The 18,669-nt window shown below is 48.4% G+C and carries 17 protein-coding genes; 12 read left to right on the top strand and 5 right to left on the bottom strand.

Annotation, left to right across the window (positions count from 1 at the left end; translation table 11 throughout):
• Positions 1-6: 6 nt before the first annotated feature.
• Positions 7-1,914, top strand: coding sequence for a diguanylate cyclase (locus tag W01_RS13440; RefSeq protein WP_173055485.1), 1,908 nt, complete (start codon positions 7-9; stop codon positions 1,912-1,914).
• 198 nt (positions 1,915-2,112) lie between these two features.
• Here W01_RS13440 and clpA read toward each other — a convergent pair whose 3' ends face one another.
• Entirely contained in the window at positions 2,113-4,365 is a 2,253-nt protein-coding gene (clpA, locus tag W01_RS13445; protein WP_173055486.1) for an ATP-dependent Clp protease ATP-binding subunit ClpA, read from the bottom strand.
• Between the two features lie 3 nt (positions 4,366-4,368).
• Positions 4,369-4,677 (bottom strand): ATP-dependent Clp protease adapter ClpS, encoded by a 309-nt coding sequence (gene clpS / locus W01_RS13450; protein ID WP_173055487.1) that lies wholly within the window; start codon positions 4,675-4,677, stop codon positions 4,369-4,371.
• A gap of 244 nt (positions 4,678-4,921) precedes the next feature.
• Between clpS and W01_RS13455 the strand changes: the two genes are divergently transcribed.
• Complete coding sequence (locus tag W01_RS13455; protein ID WP_173055488.1) at positions 4,922-5,125, top strand: cold-shock protein; 204 nt, start codon at positions 4,922-4,924, stop codon at positions 5,123-5,125.
• A 130-nt stretch (positions 5,126-5,255) separates the two neighbouring features.
• Here the strand turns inward: W01_RS13455 and W01_RS13460 are convergent, their stop codons facing one another.
• Together W01_RS13460 and icd are read right to left on the bottom strand one after the other, a co-directional pair.
• Positions 5,256-8,495, bottom strand: a complete 3,240-nt coding sequence (locus W01_RS13460) for a DEAD/DEAH box helicase (RefSeq protein ID WP_173055490.1) — start codon at positions 8,493-8,495, stop codon at positions 5,256-5,258.
• A gap of 222 nt (positions 8,496-8,717) precedes the next feature.
• Positions 8,718-9,971, bottom strand: a complete 1,254-nt coding sequence (icd, locus tag W01_RS13465) for an NADP-dependent isocitrate dehydrogenase (RefSeq protein ID WP_173055492.1) — start codon at positions 9,969-9,971, stop codon at positions 8,718-8,720.
• A gap of 66 nt (positions 9,972-10,037) precedes the next feature.
• Here icd and W01_RS13470 point away from each other — a divergent pair, with 66 nt between their 5' ends.
• The 10 genes from W01_RS13470 to clsB all read left to right on the top strand — a co-directional run bounded on the left by W01_RS13470 (position 10,038) and on the right by clsB (position 17,766).
• A complete protein-coding gene (locus W01_RS13470; protein ID WP_173055494.1) occupies positions 10,038-10,580 on the top strand; it encodes a pseudouridine synthase in 543 nt (180 codons plus the stop codon).
• Between the two features lie 34 nt (positions 10,581-10,614).
• Positions 10,615-10,878 (top strand): FmdB family zinc ribbon protein, encoded by a 264-nt coding sequence (locus tag W01_RS13475; RefSeq protein ID WP_173055496.1) that lies wholly within the window; start codon positions 10,615-10,617, stop codon positions 10,876-10,878.
• Positions 10,875-11,504: a DUF502 domain-containing protein gene (locus W01_RS13480; protein WP_173055498.1), complete on the top strand. Its 630-nt coding sequence runs from the start codon at positions 10,875-10,877 to the stop codon at positions 11,502-11,504. The genes W01_RS13475 and W01_RS13480 overlap by 4 nt, the downstream gene beginning before the upstream one ends.
• A 17-nt stretch (positions 11,505-11,521) precedes the next feature.
• A complete protein-coding gene (gene aspS, locus W01_RS13485) occupies positions 11,522-13,324 on the top strand; it encodes an aspartate--tRNA ligase (RefSeq protein WP_173055500.1) in 1,803 nt (600 codons plus the stop codon).
• Positions 13,325-13,388: 64 nt separating this feature from the next.
• Positions 13,389-13,778, top strand: a complete 390-nt coding sequence (locus W01_RS13490) for a ribonuclease domain-containing protein (protein ID WP_173055502.1) — start codon at positions 13,389-13,391, stop codon at positions 13,776-13,778.
• Position 13,779: 1 nt separating this feature from the next.
• Complete coding sequence (locus W01_RS13495; RefSeq protein WP_173055504.1) at positions 13,780-14,175, top strand: barstar family protein; 396 nt, start codon at positions 13,780-13,782, stop codon at positions 14,173-14,175.
• An 8-nt stretch (positions 14,176-14,183) separates the two neighbouring features.
• The gene (nudB, locus tag W01_RS13500) at positions 14,184-14,633 is read left to right on the top strand and encodes a dihydroneopterin triphosphate diphosphatase (RefSeq protein ID WP_173055506.1); all 450 of its coding nucleotides are present in this window, start codon (positions 14,184-14,186) and stop codon (positions 14,631-14,633) included.
• A gap of 36 nt (positions 14,634-14,669) precedes the next feature.
• Positions 14,670-15,767, top strand: a complete 1,098-nt coding sequence (gene nadA, locus W01_RS13505; RefSeq protein WP_173055508.1) for a quinolinate synthase NadA — start codon at positions 14,670-14,672, stop codon at positions 15,765-15,767.
• An 80-nt stretch (positions 15,768-15,847) separates the two neighbouring features.
• Complete coding sequence (locus tag W01_RS13510) at positions 15,848-16,600, top strand: endonuclease/exonuclease/phosphatase family protein (protein ID WP_173055510.1); 753 nt, start codon at positions 15,848-15,850, stop codon at positions 16,598-16,600.
• Complete coding sequence (clsB, locus tag W01_RS13515; protein ID WP_173055512.1) at positions 16,597-17,766, top strand: cardiolipin synthase ClsB; 1,170 nt, start codon at positions 16,597-16,599, stop codon at positions 17,764-17,766. Before W01_RS13510 ends, clsB begins: the two co-directional genes overlap by 4 nt.
• Before the next feature lie 120 nt (positions 17,767-17,886).
• Here the strand turns inward: clsB and W01_RS13520 are convergent, their stop codons facing one another.
• The gene (locus tag W01_RS13520) at positions 17,887-18,648 is read right to left on the bottom strand and encodes a metal ABC transporter permease (protein WP_173055514.1); all 762 of its coding nucleotides are present in this window, start codon (positions 18,646-18,648) and stop codon (positions 17,887-17,889) included.
• Between the last annotated feature and the right edge of the window lie 21 nt (positions 18,649-18,669).

An 18,669-nucleotide genomic window follows, 5' to 3' on the forward strand; every position in this document is an offset into this window, starting at 1 on the left:
TGAGCTATGGTTAATGTTAAGTTTGAGGAACTAAAGGCGAAAGATCATTTACCTTCCCCTAAAGGTATGGCTCTGAAAATAATTCAGCTTACCTTGAAGGAAGATGTAACAACTCAGGAGATTGCGCACGCGATAAAGACGGACCCGGCATTGTCAGGTCGGTTGATTAAGATGGCCAATGTGCTTATGTCCTATCAGACAAGACCTATTGTATCCATAACAGATGCGGTCATGTCGTTGGGTTTGAGTATTGTACGTAATATGGTGTTAAGTTTGTCACTAATGGAGGGTAGCCGGGATGGGGCTTGCCGAAAATTCGATTATCAGAATTTTTGGTCGCAATCGTTGTTAATGGCAATTGCTGCAAAAAACTTTGTAGAAGGCCGTAGAATGGGGGCAGCTGAAGAAATGTTTGTTCTCGGCTTGCTGGGTCAAGTTGGTTTCTTAGGGCTAGCAACGGCGTATCCTCAGGAATATGCCCTCATTCTTGAAAAAGTCCGAGCAGTAGACACAAATATCACATTAATTGATCTCGAACGCACTGAATTCGGACTTGATCATAATCAACTGAGTAAAGAAATGTTAGCAGACTGGGGTCTGCCACAAATATTCCAGATAGCCGCTTTACATCACGAAAATCCAGCTTTGTCTGATCTTGCCGAAGGCAATCGGAGTTGGCACGTCTTAAATATATTACATATCGCAAGCTGTTTTTCCAAGGCGTGTTTATCGCACGAACGACAACGGCACAAAATGGTGCAGAAATTGATTCTTAGCGCCGCCAGGCTGGGCTTGGAGACCGATGTTTTTACTGAGTTAGGCGATAAGACGGTGCAGGAATGGCGTGAGTGGAGTAAATTATTCGGCATCCATTCGGCAGACATACCCCTCTTCAAGGAAATTTTGCAAGCTGCGCCACCTACTGAGCTGGAAATAGTTGATATCGGGACACCGGAGATTGGTTTGGAGACATGTTATGCATTGCGTATCCTACTGGTGGAGGACGATTATGCAACGACGTTGGTGCTGAAACTGTTGCTGACAAAGGCCGGGCATACGGTTGTTACTGCGGGCGATGGGGTGGAAGCGTTAACTATGCTCGATAAATTTATGCCTCAGCTTATCATTACAGACTGGCATATGCCTAAAATGAATGGCATTGAATTTTGCAAGGCGCTCAGAGACATCGAGCTTTGGCGCAATATCCATGTATTTGTCATGATGACTCAAGAAAATTCGGATAGGATAGAAGAGATATTTGAGGCTGGAGCCTCTGATTACTTAACCAAGCCGGTTAATTCAAAAGTGCTGGGTGCGAGGCTGTGTGTTACTCAGCGTATGGTGCAGCTACAGGAAGAACTGAAGGTTGAACATCAGCAGTTACGCACCATTGCTGCGCAGTTGGCGGCATCAAATCAGAGATTGCAACAGATGGCGCTTACTGATGTTCTCACCGAGTTGCCTAATCGTCGTCATGCAAATGATTATCTAGAGCAGCAGTGGGCGATGGCAGAGCGCAGTGGTCGCCCACTGTCGTGCATGATAGTAGATGTAGATTTCTTTAAGAAAGTTAACGATACTTATGGCCATAAGGTTGGGGATGATGTACTGAAACAAGTGGCGCAAATTTTACGCTCATCCGCACGTAAGCAGGATATGGTGTGCCGTTTTGGTGGGGAGGAATTTTTAGTGATTTGTCCGGATGCACAAGCGGAGCAAGCCTATCAGTATGCAGAAAGACTGCGTCAGAATGTAGCTGCGGGAAATACTCATCTAGATTTAATAGTTACAATTAGCGTTGGAGTGGCTAGCAAAGCCCCAACATTGTTAAATGCTGAAATGTTATTGCAACTTGCAGATAACCACTTGTTTATGGCTAAAGAAATGGGGCGTAATCGCACTATTGGGAATTAATTTCCTCTACATTCTGTAGAAAAGTTGCGATGATCATTACTGGCATTCATTAGTTACGCAAATATTGTATTGATTAAATATTCACGACAGCGCCAGTTAAAATAACCATATATTGAAATTTTTTGAGTTTGGTGTACTAGTAATTACGCTGCTGTTCAACAAATTCAATATTAATCAATGCAATGTAGGGTAATAAAATTAAACAACAACAATTTCTTCCGTAAATTCCAATTGCACCTTCTCGTCTTTATCTATTGTGACAATTACTTTGCCGCCATTGGATAGTTTGCCGAATAATAATTCATCTGCCAGTGCGCTACGTATGGTGTCCTGAATTAAACGCGCCATCGGGCGGGCGCCCATTAGTGGGTCGAAGCCAGTTTTGGCAAGGTAGTCTTTGAGTGCATCGGTGAAAATGACTTCAACTTTCTTCTCATGTAGTTGTTCCTCAAGCTGTATCAGGAATTTGTCTACTACGCGCAGGATGACTTCTTTATCCAGTGCGGCGAAGGAAATGGTAGCATCCAATCGATTGCGGAATTCTGGAGTGAATAGTCGCTTGATTTCGGCCGTCTCGTCACCGCTCACTCCGCTCTTGGTAAAGCCAATTTGTGCCTTGCTTAATGCATCGGCCCCTGCATTGGTGGTCATAATGATAACCACATTACGGAAATCTGCCTTGCGTCCGTTGTTGTCAGTGAGTGTGCCGTGATCCATCACTTGTAACAAAATATTAAAAATGTCTGGGTGTGCTTTCTCAATTTCGTCTAGTAGTAAGACGCAATGGGGCTGCTTGTTGATTGCTTCAGTGAGTAGACCACCCTGGTCGAAGCCGACATAGCCAGGTGGTGCTCCGATAAGGCGCGACACCGCGTGACGTTCCATATATTCAGACATGTCAAAGCGGTTTAGCGGCATGCCCATTGCAAAGGCAAGTTGACGCGCTACTTCGGTTTTGCCTACCCCGGTAGGGCCAGAGAACAAGAAGCTGCCGATTGGCTTTTGCGGATTGCCCAATCCACTCCGGGACATTTTTATGGCGCGCGCCAGCACGTCAATGGCGGCATTCTGGCCGAACACAACGGTCTTGAGGTCGCGATCCAGCGTTTTCAATAGATTGCGATCATCCGAAGAAACAGTGCGTGAAGGTACGCGTGCAATCTTGGCAATGATGTCCTCGATTTCATGTTTGCCGATAAGTTTTTTCTGTTTTGATTTTGGCAGAATGCGTTGTGCCGCACCTGCTTCATCTATCACGTCAATTGCTTTGTCAGGAAGATGTCTGTCATTGATAAAACGCGATGAAAGTTCGGCCGCGCTAGTTAGCGCAGCGGTGCTGTATTTGATGCCATGATGAGTCTCGAAGCGAGACTTTAACCCTTTTAGAATCTCAATGGTCTGCACAACTGAGGGTTCTGGCACATCTACTTTTTGGAAACGGCGGGATAACGCATGATCTTTCTCGAAAATGCCGCGATATTCTTGATAGGTAGTAGCACCGATGCACTTAAGTGTGCCATTTGAAAGTGCCGGCTTGAGTAAATTGGAAGCATCCATGGTGCCGCCCGAAGCTGCACCTGCACCTATTAGGGTATGTATTTCGTCGATGAACAGAATGGCATGAGGTTCATCGGCTAATTCTTTGAGGACAGCTTTCAGGCGTTGTTCAAAGTCGCCACGATACTTAGTGCCGGCCAGCAGTGCGCCCATGTCTAATGCATAGATCTGGGCGTTTTTGAGAATTTCTGGCACATTGTTTTCTTTAATTCGGCGCGCTAAGCCTTCGGCGATAGCAGTCTTACCTACGCCAGCCTCACCGACCAGTAGTGGATTGTTTTTGCGGCGGCGGCACAAGGTTTGAATAACTCGCGTCAGCTCGGTTTCGCGTCCGATTAGGGGGTCGATTTTCCCAGCCAAAGCTTGTGCGTTGAGGTCCAGCGTGTAATCGGACAGGGCGCTTTTCTGGCTCGGTTCTTGCTCTATTTCAGAATCTGCTGATTTATTGGTACTTGATTGAGCTGTTTTATCGATTCCATGCGCAATATAGTTTGCTACATCCAGCCGAGTGATAGCACGCTGGTTCAGGAAAAACACGGCATGGGAATCTTTTTCACTAAACAGGGCAACTAAGATGTTGGCACCGGAAACTTCTTTTTTGTTAGATGATTGCACGTGCAAAATAGCGCGCTGGATGACTCGCTGGAAGCCGACAGTGGGCTGTGTGTCTACTTCACTGTTACCTGGCGCTACTGGAGTATGAGTATTAATAAAATCGGTCAGTACTGCGCGCAACTCTTCAATATCGGCTCCGCAGGCGCGCAACACATGTACCGCAGAAGAGTTATCCAGCATAGCAAGTAGCAGGTGCTCCACCGTGATAAATTGGAAGCGTTTCTGGCGTGCTTCGACAAACGCTAAGTGTAAGCTGATTTCAAGTTCTTGCGCGATCATAATTTATGTTTCCTCTAATTCGCATCGTAGCGGATGTCCGTGCTGTTTGGCAAATGCCGATACCTGTTCAACTTTCGTTTCTGCGATATCCTTAGTATAGACCCCGCATATTGCCAATCCTTCATGATGTACTTTGAGCATCAATTGAATGGCGCGTTCACGGTTCATCAAAAAAAAAGTTTGTAAAACTTCGATTACAAAATCCATTGTGGTGAACTCGTCGTTAAAGAGCAGCACCTTATACAGTTTGGGTGGTTTGATCTTGCTTTGTTCTGCTTTCAGCAGGGATGTGTTTTCATATTTCGTTGCCATGGTTGTTATTGTTACATTTATTTATGGCGGTATGTTCGATGATTCATGAGGTTTTTTCAAGTACTTTTGAAAACAATTCAGAAAATAAAGTGCATAAGTCTTGACGAAATCGCTTAAACAGGAGTAAAAAGTGTATGGGTGTTTGAATGCAAGTTACCTGCAGTACTGGTTTTGCCATGTACGCTCTTGGAATTCAAACAGTTTAACGGGAATCCCCCCGGTTTTTTAGCTAAGGAAGTGAAACATGGCAAACGGTACAGTTAAATGGTTTAATGATGCAAAAGGTTATGGTTTTATTACTCCGGATGATGGTAGCGAAGATTTATTCGCGCATTTTTCCGCAATTACTATGAGTGGCTTTAAGTCTCTTAAAGAGGGCCAAAAAGTTACTTTTGATATTGTTCAAGGTCCTAAAGGTAAACAAGCTGCCAATATTCAGGCCCCTTAAATAGGTTCTTGGTTTAAAAAAGCCTGCTTAAGCAGGCTTTTTTATTAATTTAAAATTATTGAATAGCACTATACAATTTGAAAGTGGAGTTTTAGCAAGCGTTTATAACCGCAGAACGAATCTTTCCCGTTTATATCGCACTTAATGTTTGCAACGGCTCGAATAGCATTGCCAACTCTTCTGTAGAAAGTGGAGCAATAGTTTCTCCGTTATCATCCAGAATACCTTGCGCTAAGTTACGTTTTTTCTCCTGCATGGCAACAATTTTTTCTTCTACGGTGCTTTCAGTGATCAGTTTGTAGACAAAAACTGGGTTTTCCTGGCCTATGCGATGGGCGCGGTCAGTAGCTTGATTTTCTACCGCCGGGTTCCACCACGGATCATAATGAATGACGGTGTCGGCGGTGGTGAGGTTCAGGCCTACACCGCCCGCTTTGAGACTGATCAGGAAGATGGGTATTTCTCCGCTCTGAAAACGTTGTACTGGTGTGGCGCGATCGCGCGTGTCTCCGGTCAGTTTGACATAGGGCAAGTTAAATTTAGCAAGTTCTAATTCGATCAATGCCAACATAGAGGTAAACTGAGAGAACAACAGGATGCTCCGCCCTTCTTCCACCATGTCCGGTAGCAAAGACATAAGAAGTTCCAGCTTTGCTGAATGTGTTACCTGTTTCGCAGCAGGCAATTTAAGCAGGCGTGGATCACAACAGGTTTGACGCAATTTAAGCAGTGCATCAAGAATAATAATATGACTGCGATTCATCCCCTTCTTGTCGATTTCCAGGCGTATCTTTTCATGCATCGCTACCCGGATAGTTTCGTATAAGTCACGCTGAGCACCAGATAGTTCGCAGGAGCGAATAATTTCTGTTTTGGGTGGTAATTCTTTGGCTACCTGTACTTTAGTGCGGCGTAGCAGAAATGGGGTAATGCGGCGTGAAAGTACCGCGCGCCGGGTGTTGTCACCTTGCTTTTCGATGGGTGTGCGGAATAATTTACGAAAATTTTTGTCATCGCCCAATAATCCTGGCAGTAGAAAATGAAAGAGCGACCATAATTCACCAAGGTGATTTTCCAGCGGTGTGCCGGTAAGCGCTAGTCTATGGCGCGCTTTAATTTGATGCACAATTTGAGTGGCTTGCGACTTTGGATTTTTGATGATATGACCTTCATCAAGGATTAATAAATGAAATTCTTGTCCGATTAGCACCTCTTTATCGCGTGGCAGCAAGGGATAGGTGGTGAGCACCAAGTCATAAGCCCCGATAGATTCGAAATGTTGTTTGCGCAATTGACCCTGCAATACCAACACGCGTAAATCCGGCGCAAAACGCTCTGTCTCCCGCAGCCAGTTGAACATCAGGCTGGTGGGGGCGACTACCAAACTGGGATGGTTCATGCGCCCCGATTCTTTTTCTACTAGAAGATGAGCCAAGGCCTGCACGGTTTTACCTAACCCCATATCGTCAGCCAGAATGCCGGCCAGTTCATATTCGCGTAGAAATTGCAGCCAGTTAAGCCCTTCTTGTTGATAGCCCCGCAAATCGGTCTTCAGACCAACAGGCGGCGGAACTGGCTGAATGCCATTGAAATCGCGCAGCTTGCGTCCTAATTCACGTAAACGCTCACCGCCCAGCCAGCGCAAACCGACAACCTCCTCCAATTCTGCTAGTCGTCCCGCCTGAACCGCAGACAACTCGATTTGCTGCAAATTATGCACTGTATCTTTATCGAAAAGCTCGATCAGTACTGACAGAATGTTTTGTATGCGGGAAATCGGTAATGTCACCAAGCGCCCATCAGCAAGGCGGGCTATGAGCGGCACCTCTTCAGCGTTAAGCTGCGCTAGTGCCTGCATGTTCATTTTTTCTGGAAACTGGCGAATTAAATCCAGCAGGACAGGCAACAAGTTGACTGGTAGTCCGTCTATCTGAATACCCAGCTCTATGCCGAACCAGTTATTGTTATCACCGTCCTCATTGACGGTAGCTGTCCAGTCTTCAATCTCGGCGAAACGAAAATTGAAGTTTGGTTCCATTTCGATCTGCCAGCCAGACACTCGTAGATCGGGGAGGTTGGTAAGACAGAAGTTGATCCACTCTTTGTCATCTCCACCCAGAATAAAAGAACCTTTGTGTTTGTTATGTAATTCGGAAAAAATTGATAAATCAACAAAGAAAAACCCCAAGCCGGTAAGTTCGTGGAAATAACTTTCTTCGGCGGTAACATCGCGGTCGATGCGCAACAATTCATCACCACTACGCTGTGCTATCGATTTTTCGGTTGACATAGCGTCGGCTCGTACGCCGCCATAGTCGAATTCAAGGCGCACCAAGTCGAGTGTTTTTGGCTCATCGTAGTGGCCGTCTTTAGCGTGAAAAGAACCCACATAAGGCGGCGGATTTAATGCTACTGTGTAAAAACGTAAACATGGAACAGGGTGTCGATTGCTTACCTTTCTTTCTTGCAGTACCTGTGGCAGTTGAACTTTTATACCGGGTAGTTTTTGTGTCAATTCATTGCTGATACGGCCGGCTAGTGCTGATGGGATCGCGGGTGCGCTAATCAGGGCGTAAGCAATTTCGTCGGACAGGCCGATATCCAATTTGCCGCAGACCGATGTGACTTCATTGACATACCAAGGGGGAGAAAACGGTAGTACCTGCGATGGTGGTACCGTTTCAACATATAGCCGTTGGTTTCCCTGTGTGTCCATGGTCCAAACAGGTTGCGTGATGTATGTTTCACCAAAGGACAGAGGTTCGGAATCAGGTGTTTCCCAGAAGCACCTGCCAGTGGTGATCATTTCTGTCATCCATCGGCTACCCTGTGCACCAGCTAAATTACCACCTGTCGCGCGCATCAGGTTTAATGCAGCTATGATTTCCTGATCCCGCCCGGTAAAATAGCGTGGCGTCGCCCCGATAAAGATATTAGCTAGGGAATTATGATGCGTTTTTTTGCCAAAACCCCCGGCTTTGAGCAATCTGGCAGTGAAAAATGTCACTTCCACTGCCGCTGGCTTGCCATCATGTAATTTTAAAATATACAGTAAACGCTGCAACTCGTTCGTTGGCAAGGTATCTCGGCCTGGTGTCGGTATTGCCGCACGGGCCACTTCGTTCAGCCAGATGGAAATTTCATCTGGTAAACCCGTCACATTCGGCGATGCTTTATTTGCTGGCGTAGGAACTTTAAGTGGGGGCTCTGCTTGAGCCTTGATTAGCGTTGCTGCAACATGCTTGCAGTTGTAGCCTACCGGGCAAGTGCATTCCCCATTGACAAATATATGACCTCCTGGCTCCGCCTGCAGAAGGATATGGACGTGATAGCGATTTTTATTTGAGCCTGCGACAAGTGCGGTAACCAAGGCCCCATTGGGGCTGGTACTTAGCGCTGTGACTTTGTTCTCACGATAATATTGACGTCCCCGCGTCAGATATGCGATCGAAAAAGAGGAGGTTATGTCAACGGATGAAACAAGAGAGTGCACTTTATTCTAGAGCCTTAAAGTTAAAAACACCGTTTTCAGCTGATTGTGGGTGACTGTTAAGATAAATCTCGGTCTTACCCAACCAACTTACTCTGTCATTTACATGTTTTTAACTATTGCTTCGCCGAATGCAGAGCACGATATTTGTTGTGCACCTTGTGTCAGTCGAGCGAAATCATAGGTGACGGTCTTGGCGGCGATTGCCCCGTTCATGCCCTTGATAATTAGATCGGCGGCTTCCGACCAGCCGATATGGCGTAGCATCATTTCTGCTGAGAGAATCAATGAACCTGGATTTACATAATCTTTGCCAGCATATTTCGGTGCGGTGCCATGGGTGGCTTCAAACATGGCAATGCTATCAGACAAATTGGCGCCCGGTGCGATACCAATACCACCGACTTCTGCCGCCAGTGCATCAGATATATAGTCGCCGTTGAGATTCAAGGTAGCGATAACGTCATATTCTGCAGGACGCAACAAAATTTGCTGTAGAAACGCGTCGGCAATTACGTCCTTAATGATGATGCCTCCGTCTCCATATTTTTCGGGCAGCTTTAGCCACGGCCCGCCGTCGATTTCTACCCCGCCGAATTCTCGCTTGGCGAGTTCGTAGCCCCATTTTTTGAAGCCGCCTTCGGTAAACTTCATTATGTTACCCTTATGTACCAAGGTGACGGACTTGCGCTTATTATCTATAGCATACTGGATAGCACGACGAATTAAGCGTTCACTACCTTCGATGGACACTGGTTTGATGCCAATAGCAGAGGTTTCTGGGAAACGAATTTTCGTTACGCCCATTTCATCTTGTAAAAATTTGATTAATTTTTTAGATTCTGGCGAGCCAGCTTCCCATTCGATACCCGCATAAATATCTTCAGTGTTTTCACGGAAGATCACCATGTCCACTTTTTCCGGTTCTGTCACTGGGGTAGGAACGCCCTGGAACCATTGTACTGGACGTAAGCATACGTATAGGTCAAGAATCTGGCGCAATGCTACATTGAGCGAGCGCATTCCGCCGGAAGTAGGGGTGGTGAGTGGTCCTTTAATGGACACAACGTGGTTGCGCACTGCTTCTACCGTTTCATCCGGCAGCCATGTATCGTCACCATAGATATTTACAGCTTTCTCACCGGCATACACTTCCATCCATGCAATTTGGCGCCTACCGTTGTAAGCCTTGGTGACCGCTTCATCCACCACGCGTCGCATAACAGGGGTGATATCTACACCCGTGCCATCGCCTTCAATAAATGGAATAATAGGTTGATCTGGCACGTTGAGTGTGTAGTCTTTGTTAACGGTAATTTTTTGGCCTTGAGGCGGAATCTGGATGTGTTGGGTCATGTATTTTCGCTCCCCGATGAAAAGCTTGGGGTAATATGGATCGCTATTAATGAGTGGAAAAGTCGGATGAGTCGCATCCTGTTGTTCAACAAACCTTATGGCGTGATCTGTCAGTTTGGCCGCGACGGCCTGCATCCAACGCTAGCAAATTATATCACTGTCCCTTATGTATATCCAGCCGGACGGCTGGATACTGACAGTGAAGGTTTGGTGTTGCTTACTGATGACGGTTTGTTGCAACACCGTATTACGGATCCACTTCATAAGTTGGCCAAGATTTATTGGGTGCAAGTAGAAGGCAAGCCAAGCGAGATGGCATTAGTGCAATTGCGTAGTGGAGTAAAGCTGCCTGATTTTGTTACTTTGCCTGCTATGGCAAGATTGATGGAAGAACCGGTAAACTTATGGCGGCGTGCTCCTCCGATCCGCGAGCGTAAAAATAAACCAACCAGTTGGTTGGAACTCATTATTCGTGAGGGTAAGAACCGTCAGGTGCGCCGCATGACAGCCGCAGTGGGTTACCCTACTTTGCGTTTGATTCGTTACCGGATTGGCGAGTGGACGCTGGATGGGTTGGAGTCAGGCATCTGGCGTGAGGCTGCGTTATAATGTACGCCTTTTTGATTCCTAACAGGAGGATGCCATGCCTATTTACGAATATCGTTGCAGCAGTTGTGGTGTACAAAAAGATGTCATGCAAAAGATCAGCGATACGCCGTTGACTGTATGTCCTGCATGTGGCAAACCTACATTCAGCAAACAGCTTTCAGCCGCGGGCTTTCAACTCAAGGGGAGTGGTTGGTATGCCACGGACTTTAAGGGTTCGGGCAGTAAGCCAGAAGCTAAATCAGAATCAGCTACCAGCACAGTGAGTTCTGCCACGCCAACTGCGGGTGGCAACGGGTGAAGAAATATTTGCTCACCGGATTATTGGTGTGGGTTCCGCTTGGCATTACCATCTGGGTTCTGAACCTGACGATTAGTACGCTAGACCAGAGTCTGCTGCTACTGCCGGTGAATTGGTATCCAGATAAATTACTTGGTATTCACATTCCCGGGTTGGGTGTGATTCTCACCGTAGTGATCGTGCTTGGTACCGGTTTGTTGGTGCACAATGTCCTCGGACAGCGTCTGTTGAGTTATTGGGAAGGTCTGCTACGCCGCATTCCGGTGGTAAGCAGTATTTACCACAGCGTGAAACAAGTTAGCGATACGTTACTGTCCAGCAACGGGCTTGCTTTCCGTAAGGTGCTGCTGGTGCGATATCCGCACCCCGAGGCATGGTCGTTGGCATTTCAGACCGCTATCCCGGGTGAGGTGACGCAACAACTTAAAGATGAGTATGTGGGAGTATTTATTCCCACCGCACCCAGCCCGGTAAACGGGTTCTATTTCTACGTACGTCGTGCTGATACCATCGAACTCAACATTAGTGTGGATGTGGCTTTGAAATCCATTATTTCAATGGGCGTAGTGGCTACCCCCGCTATGCCTTATGCGCCAGAAAATCAACGCAATTCACCCATTTATTAGATTAACTTATTGAAAATATGCGAACTCATTACTGTGGACATCTTAACGTTTCAAATCTTGGTCAAGCTGTTACTTTATGTGGCTGGGCACACCGTCGCCGTGATCACGGCGGGGTGATTTTTATTGATCTTCGCGACCGCGAAGGGCTGGCCCAAGTGGTATGTGCTCCGGATCGTGCGGACATGTTCAAAATTGCTGAATCGGTGCGTAGCGAATTCGTGCTGCGTATCAGCGGACGCGTGCGCCGTCGCCCGGAAGGCAGTTCCAATAGCAACCTTGGTAGCGGCGAGATCGAAATTCTATGCCATGAAATCGAAGTGCTGAATGCTGCGCTTACGCCGCCGTTCCAGCTGGATGATGAAAATCTGTCGGAGAACGTGCGCCTGACGCATCGCGTGATTGACTTGCGGCGTCCGCAGATGCAGAAAAATCTGATGCTGCGCTACAAAACAGCAATGGCGTTCCGTCGTTTCCTGGATGCAAAGGGTTTCATCGATATTGAAACGCCGATGCTGACCAAATCCACCCCGGAAGGTGCGCGTGACTATCTGGTGCCATCGCGCGTTCATGCAGGAGAGTTCTTTGCGTTACCGCAGTCGCCGCAGCTATTCAAGCAATTGCTCATGGTGGCAGGTTTTGACCGGTACTATCAAATCACTAAATGCTTCCGTGATGAAGATTTGCGCGCAGACCGCCAACCTGAATTTACTCAGGTGGACATTGAGACATCATTCCTGGGTGAAGAGCAGATTATGACGTTGATGGAGGAAATGCTTCGCACCGTATTCAAAGAGGTGTTGGGTACTGTTTTGCCCAATCCGTTTCCGCGTATTTCTCACGCTGAGGCGATGGCGCGCTTCGGTTCAGATAAGCCCGATTTGAGAGTGACATTGGAAATTACCGATGTTACAGATGCGGTAAAAGATGTGGCATTCAAGGTGTTTTCTGCTCCTGCCAATCAAGCTAACGGGCGCGTGGCAGCGTTGCGTGTGCCGGGTGGTGGCTCATTTACGCGCGGTGAAATTGATGAATACACCAAGTTCGTTGGCATCTACGGTGCACGCGGTTTGGCCTATATTAAAGTCAATGACGTGACGCAGTTGAATGAAACTGGCCTGCAATCGCCTATCGTGAAGAATCTGAATGAAGACGCGCTGAAAATAATCATAGCTCGTACAGGTGCACAGAATGGTGACTTGATTTTCTTCGGAGCGGACAAGGCCAAGATAGTGAATGATGCGCTCGGCGCGTTACGCACCAAGATTGGCCATGAGAAAAAATATGTCAGCGGTGCGGCATGGACTCCGCTGTGGGTGGTAGATTTTCCTATGTTTGAATACGATGAAGAAGCTAAGCGTTGGAATGCCTGCCATCATCCGTTCACTGCGCCCAAGGATGAGCATCTTCACCTGTTGGAAAATGATCCCGGACGTTGTTTGGCGAAGGCATACGACATCGTGTTAAACGGTTGGGAACTTGGTGGTGGCTCGGTACGTATTCATAAAGAAGAAACTCAGTCATTAGTATTCCGTGCGCTCAACATTGGTGCGGAAGAGGCGCAACTAAAATTTGGCTTCCTGCTTGATGCACTGCAATATGGCGCGCCCCCGCATGGCGGGTTGGCCTTTGGCCTGGATCGCATCGTTACGCTGATGAGCGGTTCGGAATCGATCCGTGACGTGATCGCTTTTCCCAAGACCCAACGCGCGCAGTGTCTGCTAACCCAAGCGCCCAGTGCCGTTGACGAAAAACAACTGAACGAGCTGCATATTCGTTTGCGTCAGAAAGTGCAAACGACGGTGGAAGTGACGAAGGAATAGTATGGCAGCGCTGCCCGTTTGTGTTGCAAAATAGGGAAAAAATTGAAGCCATATTAAGATGAGAATGGTTAGCGCACGGTTCATCCTGCATTTTTTATGCTGCTTGTTTGCAATGCTGCTGGCATTGGTTTCAGTACAAACTTATGCTGATGTGTTTGGGTCAAATAATGACCGTGAAATGCAGATTATCGCGGTGTCCGCGTTGCCGCTGGAAGGGCGAGAAACCTTGCATCTCATTAAGCAGGGTGGCCCATTTTTATATGCGCGTGATGGTGTGATATTCAGTAATTTTGAAAAACGATTGCCCAAGCGTCAGCGTGGCTATTATCGTGAATTTACGGTGAAAACACCTGGAATACGCAATCGTGGTGCACGGCGCATTGTCTGTGGCCAACCTGTTGAGTGTTATTACAGCGCTGACCATTACCAGACTTTTCGGCGCATCGTGGAATAACATGGATAATTTGTCGCTGCGCTTAAAAGATGTAAGTGAGGCGGGTGCATACCGGCTGGGTTGTCGCTTGGACGAGTTGTACGCAGCAGTGGCAGAGGCAGGTTGCGTCTTGTTCGAGATTGATCTGGCTGAGATAGAGGGCAAGGAAAAATTTATCGCTGTCATGGCTCAGGCAGTTTGTGTGCCGGATTGGTTTGGTAGCAATTGGGATGCGCTGGCCGATACATTGAGTGACCTTTCCTGGCAACCTGCTTGTGGTTATGTGCTGTTATTGCGTAATGATAATGGCACACTCGGGATGGCTGCTGAGGATCACAATATGGCTATGGAAATTTTTGCTGACACGATAGCTTTCTGGAAATCGCAAGATAAACCATTCTGGATTTTTTTCTGCTAGCGCCATTCATGCAATATAAATTACCAGTTTCGGTGTTAGTGGTGATTTATACCTTGGATTTTGAGGTGTTGCTTCTGGAACGCGCTGATCACCCAGGTTCCTGGCAATCAGTCACCGGTAGCCAGGATGAAGGCGAGCCTTTGCGCGAGACAGCTGCGCGCGAAGTGTTTGAGGAAACTGGCTTGGATGCCAACCTCTATGGTTTGCTGGACTGGCAGACTCAAAATATCTATGAAATTTATGCAAAATGGCAGCATCGCTATGCACCAGGTACTCGGCATAACACCGAGCATGTATTTGGATTGGAATTACCCTGCGTGCTGTCTGTCCAATTGTCATCGCGGGAACATCTCAGTTATCAATGGTTGCCTTGGCAGGAAGCTGCAGGGCTGGTGTTTTCGCCCAGTAACCGCGAAGCGATTTTGCAGCTGCCTGAAAGAGAAAAAACGAGGGGCTGAAACGGCCCATACATATAGTGAATGAAAGAATTTCAAATGAAGGAAATTGAGAGGCAGGGTGGCATGATATCGATTGCCTACGATCATCCCGGCTGCGCCACTTCGACAGCGTGGGCGAAGAAGCCGCGCGAACCGGAACTCGGTGAAAAAGCCATACTTATTGAGCGCATCAAGCGACTGTTAAAAGAACAGGATGCGGTGCTGGTAGCGCACTATTATGTACATCCGGACTTGCAGGACTTGGCCGATGCTACGGGCGGTTGTGTATCTGACTCCCTTGATATGGCCAATTTCGGCCATCAGCATTCGGCGCAAACATTAGTGGTGGCGGGGGTGCGTTTCATGGGTGAGACAGCGAAAATCCTCAACCCGGAAAAGCGCGTATTAATGCCTGATTTGGATGCAAACTGTTCGCTCGATCTTGGTTGTCCGGTGGAGGAGTTTACTGCTTTCTGCGATGCACATCCGGATCGCACCGTGGTGGTATATGCCAATACCAGTGCGGCGGTAAAGGCACGCGCCGATTGGGTGGTAACCAGTTCTATCGCGTTGCCTATCGTTAAGCATCTAAAGGAGCAGGGGCAGAAGATATTGTGGGCACCGGACCGTCATCTGGGTCACTACATTCAGCAACAAAGTGGTGCCGACATGTTGCTGTGGCAAGGTTCATGTGTGGTGCATGACGAGTTCAAGACCAAGGAGTTGGCTGAACTCAAGGCGCAACACCCGGATGCCAAGGTGCTGGTTCACCCGGAATCCCCCCCGGCAGTGGTGCAGCTTGCTGATGTGGTGGGCTCCACCACGCAGCTCATTAAGGCAACACAGAGTTTGGCTGCAAACAAGTTCATTGTGGCGACCGATAACGGTATTCTGCACAGGATGAAAACGTTATCGCCTGACAAGATGTTTCTTGAAGCGCCTACGGCGGGAGATGGCGCGACTTGCACTAGCTGTAATCACTGTCCGTGGATGGCGATGAACGGGTTGTTAAATCTGGCTGACGTGTTGGAAAGAGGGAAGAATGAGATACATGTTGATCCGGTAATCGGGCGTCGTGCCAAGGTCTCTATCGAACGCATGCTGGATTTCGCGCGTCAAATCGGCCTTCCCACACGAGGCATCGGTAACGCCTGACGAATGTGTGCGGCTAACAATACGTTCATTGCGTATATTAAATGTATGTGGTCTGCTGATGCGGTATTGATGAGCCACCTATGACCACACTGAACATCGTTACCTACAACATTCACAAGGGTTTGTCCCATTTCAACCGGCGCATTGTGCTGCACGAATTGCGCGAGCGCTTGCGTCACCTCAACGCCGATATCGTGTTCCTGCAGGAGGTGCAGGGCGAGAATAGCCGGGATGTACGGTATCTACATGGCTACGCCACTTCGTCGCAACATGAGTTTCTGGCTGACCAGATATGGCCGCATCATGCGTATGGGAAGAATTCCGTGTATATAGGCGGTCATCACGGAAATGCCCTCTTGAGTCGTTACTCGATTGTGGAGTGGGATAATTTGGATATTTCCGCGCACCGCTTCGAGAGTCGAGGCCTGCTGCATTGTGTAATTGACCTGCCAAAAATTGATCAAAGGAAGATCAGTCAACCGCTGCATTGCATTTGTGTACATTTTGGCTTATTCAAACGTGGCCGCGTAGTGCAATTTAATGCGCTGATTGAGCGTATAAAACAGATGGTACCGCTGGATGCACGACTTATTGTCGCGGGTGATTTTAATGACTGGCGCAACAATGCCAGTCAGCTGCTAACCCATGAATTGCAATTGCAAGAGGTGTTTGAAGCAAATCTTGGCAGGCCGGCACGTAGTTTTCCGGCGGGCATACCGCTACTGTGCATGGATCGCATTTATGTGCGCGGGCTGGAGATTCAGCGCTGCGAGGTGCATGCGTGGAGAAAAATTTCAGACCATGTAGCGCTGTCCACAACGCTCGCCTTATGAGTAGTACGCATCTGGTTGACGGTCATATTCTGACTCTGTTACGTAACGGTGAGGAATACTTTCCGCGCCTGATTGCGGCGATAGACGCCGCGACCCGTACGGTCTATCTGGAAACTTATATTTATGCCGCCGACACGTGCGGTCGTTTGGTCTCGCAGGCGTTGCAGCGTGCGGCCAAGCGTGGGGTGAGGGTGCACTTGCTGCTGGATGGTTACGGTTCGGCCGATTTGCCGGTTGCGTGGGTGGATGATCTGCGCGGAGTGGGTGTAGCGGTGTTGTGGTACCGCCCGGAAATCGCACGCTTCAACTTGCGTCGCCACCGTCTGCGCCGGTTGCACCGTAAGCTGGCGCTGGTGGATGAGACTATCGCCTTTGTAAGCGGCATCAATATCATCAACGATGTGCCGGGTGGCCGGCTTATAGCGCCGCGCTTGGATTATTCGGTTGAGGTACGGGGAGCAACGGTAGAGCATATACAGTTCATTATGCGGCGTTTGTGGACGCTGGTGTCGTGGATAAATTTTCGGCGGCAGCGCGAGCGCGTAACACTACTGGCCCCGCACAAGAATACTCAGCAACACAAAGTGGCTTTTGTGTTGCGTGACAACTTGCGTCATCGTCACGATATTGAACACGCTTATCTCAAAGCCATTGCCGGGGCGCGGCGAGAGATTATCATTGCCAACGCCTATTTTCTGCCCGGAATGCGCTTCCGCCATGCTTTATTAAATGCGGCTCGACGTGGAGTGCGCGTTGTATTGCTGTTGCAAGGGCGGGTGGAGTATCGCCTGCAGCACTTTGCTACGCGTGCGCTTTATGATGAATTATTGCGAGCAGGTATTGAAATTCATGAATATCACGCCAGTTTTATGCACGCCAAGGTGGCGGTGGTGGATGGCTATTGGGCAACCGTAGGTTCATCCAATATAGATCCATTCAGCCTGTGGCTGGCGCGCGAAGCTAACCTGGTCGTGCGCGATGCAGGGTTTGCTGAATCATTGCGTGCCGATTTGTTGCAAGAGATTGCGCACAGTGCTCGGTTGATTTCCCATTCTGTGTGGCGCGAGCATGGTATATGGATGCATTTGCTGATGCGTATCAGCTATGCAATGGTTCGTTTCTTGACTGGCGTGATTGGTTACGCACGCGGACATGATAATGTTTAGTCGCTATCGGTCAGATAGATTCGTTGGTCTGATGTAAACCACAATAATCCGACTGCACGGATTTACGTGAGCGTAAAACGCGCGATGAACCTGTTCTGTTCAATCCGGTCGTTCATGTTTTCAATTAGCAAGTCGCTTACGATTTCGAAAAAGCACCGCCGCCCCCACCAGTGACATCGCCCATACGATGGCCGCACCACTTGGTAGATCTAACCATACTGACAGCAGTAGCCCGCCAGCATAACCTGAGGAACCTACTGCGAAGGCAATGATTATGCGTTGTCGTTTCCGTTGCAGATTGTGTGTGGCGAGTGCGGGGACGATGAGGCTGGCGAATACCAGATAAACTCCAACCAGTTGTACCGAGGCGGTTACAGCCAATGCGAATAGTGTATAGAAACCCATGCTGCCAAATCGTTTATTAACCACGCTCCACAGCGCCAGCAAAGTGGCAGTGAGGATCGCCGTTGCTATGAGCTGGGTTTTGCTCACCCACAGGATTTGCCCGACCAGTAAGTCTTTAATATGCTCGCCGGCTTTGGTGTCGTGGCTCATCAGCAGGATGCTGCCGCTGGCGGCGAGGACGAACAGCAAGCCAATGCAGGCTTCCTGAACTTCTGGTAGTTTGCGTTCTATGATGGTTAGCAGCTCTGCACCTAGCAGGGCGCTGGTGGCTGCCATTACTTGCACTGCGAGTGGATATTCGGTCAATCTCAGCAGTCCCGCGACGACCACCCCGAGTCCTGCGATCTGGGCCACGGTGATGTCAGCGAAGATAATGCCGCGTGCCAACACCTTCATGCCGAGTGGGACATGGGTGGCGAGTACCAAAAGCCCGGCAATGAAGGCGGGCAGCAAAATTTCAAGATCGACTATATTCATCTTGTGTACTCCTAAAATCTC

Origin of the sequence: Candidatus Nitrotoga sp. AM1P (assembly GCF_013168275.1) — a bacterium.
GTDB lineage: Bacteria > Pseudomonadota > Gammaproteobacteria > Burkholderiales > Gallionellaceae > Nitrotoga.

Bases quoted from the DNA above. Each gene is read 5' to 3' on its own strand.
- clpA (WP_173055486.1), bottom strand. From the start codon at position 4,365: ATGATCGCGCAAGAACTTGAAATCAGCTTACACTTAGCGTTTGTCGAA.
- W01_RS13440 (WP_173055485.1), top strand. From the start codon at position 7: ATGGTTAATGTTAAGTTTGAGGAACTAAAGGCGAAAGATCATTTACCT.
- W01_RS13455 (WP_173055488.1), top strand. From the start codon at position 4,922: ATGGCAAACGGTACAGTTAAATGGTTTAATGATGCAAAAGGTTATGGT.
- clpS (WP_173055487.1), bottom strand. From the start codon at position 4,677: ATGGCAACGAAATATGAAAACACATCCCTGCTGAAAGCAGAACAAAGC.
- W01_RS13510 (WP_173055510.1), top strand. From the start codon at position 15,848: ATGACCACACTGAACATCGTTACCTACAACATTCACAAGGGTTTGTCC.
- icd (WP_173055492.1), bottom strand. From the start codon at position 9,971: ATGACCCAACACATCCAGATTCCGCCTCAAGGCCAAAAAATTACCGTT.
- clsB (WP_173055512.1), top strand. From the start codon at position 16,597: ATGAGTAGTACGCATCTGGTTGACGGTCATATTCTGACTCTGTTACGT.
- nudB (WP_173055506.1), top strand. From the start codon at position 14,184: ATGCAATATAAATTACCAGTTTCGGTGTTAGTGGTGATTTATACCTTG.
- W01_RS13490 (WP_173055502.1), top strand. From the start codon at position 13,389: ATGGTTAGCGCACGGTTCATCCTGCATTTTTTATGCTGCTTGTTTGCA.
- W01_RS13495 (WP_173055504.1), top strand. From the start codon at position 13,780: ATGGATAATTTGTCGCTGCGCTTAAAAGATGTAAGTGAGGCGGGTGCA.
- aspS (WP_173055500.1), top strand. From the start codon at position 11,522: ATGCGAACTCATTACTGTGGACATCTTAACGTTTCAAATCTTGGTCAA.
- nadA (WP_173055508.1), top strand. From the start codon at position 14,670: ATGAAGGAAATTGAGAGGCAGGGTGGCATGATATCGATTGCCTACGAT.
- W01_RS13475 (WP_173055496.1), top strand. From the start codon at position 10,615: ATGCCTATTTACGAATATCGTTGCAGCAGTTGTGGTGTACAAAAAGAT.
- W01_RS13520 (WP_173055514.1), bottom strand. From the start codon at position 18,648: ATGAATATAGTCGATCTTGAAATTTTGCTGCCCGCCTTCATTGCCGGG.
- W01_RS13470 (WP_173055494.1), top strand. From the start codon at position 10,038: ATGAGTCGCATCCTGTTGTTCAACAAACCTTATGGCGTGATCTGTCAG.